We start from the raw sequence: 674 nt of genomic DNA on the forward strand, positions 1-674 counted from the left end.
GCATTAATATTCTTTTAGATCCCGTTTTTGTTGAAATTGAGAAAAAACAGCTGTGGTGAGTAAGGATGAGTCATTTTGATAAACATTAGTGAAAATCTCCTGACGAGATTTCGTTTTTTCAATATGAATCCCGAGATTTTTATACTTCTTGATTATTTCGTTAGTCATACTTACTCTCCCTTTCTGCTGTATCATTATCCTTTAACTTCCCAATTAACGAATATATAAAACCTATTTAAAGAATTGAATAGAAAAGCCATACAGTGTCACTGTTAACACTTGTCAATTAACTTGAATTGTTTGCAATCGATGTTCGTGTACTTCGTCCTTTTCAACATGCACCTGAACTTTATAGGTGCCGGGTTCAACAAAAGATACCTTATTTTGGTAATTTCCTTTTTCCTCTTCTTTAGCTTTGGTGAAATGGCTTTCTTCGCTACCTTCTTTCCACACCTCAAAATTCACATCTGCATTTGCCAAAGGCTTTCCATTCAATTCTACAGTTGCTTCAAAGTTCGAACTGCTTCCTGCCTTCACAGGGTTACTTTGAAAATCAATTGAAACATCCGTACTTGGATGGGCAGATGCGCCTTCACTTTCATGATCCGTAACGACAACTTCTTTTTCCGGCATCACATGCAGCCCTTTGGCTGTTACATGGGCAACCACATAAT

The 674-nt window shown here is 36.9% G+C and carries 2 protein-coding genes; both read right to left on the reverse strand.

Annotation, left to right across the window (positions count from 1 at the left end):
- Window positions 1-3: 3 nt before the first annotated feature.
- Window positions 4-168 (reverse strand): Lmo0850 family protein, encoded by a 165-nt coding sequence (locus L4D76_RS28840; protein WP_157443799.1) that lies wholly within the window; start codon window positions 166-168, stop codon window positions 4-6.
- A 114-nt stretch (window positions 169-282) separates the two neighbouring features.
- The coding region (locus L4D76_RS28845) for a FixH family protein (protein WP_428444210.1) at window positions 283-674 on the reverse strand (392 nt) is incomplete at its 5' end.

It is taken from the genome of Photobacterium sagamiensis, assembly GCF_050337085.1.
GTDB lineage: Bacteria > Pseudomonadota > Gammaproteobacteria > Enterobacterales > Vibrionaceae > Photobacterium > Photobacterium sagamiensis.

What these genes read in the sequence shown, in the direction of transcription:
- L4D76_RS28840 (WP_157443799.1), bottom strand. Translation starts at nt 168, where the DNA reads ATGACTAACGAAATAATCAAGAAGTATAAAAATCTCGGGATTCATATT.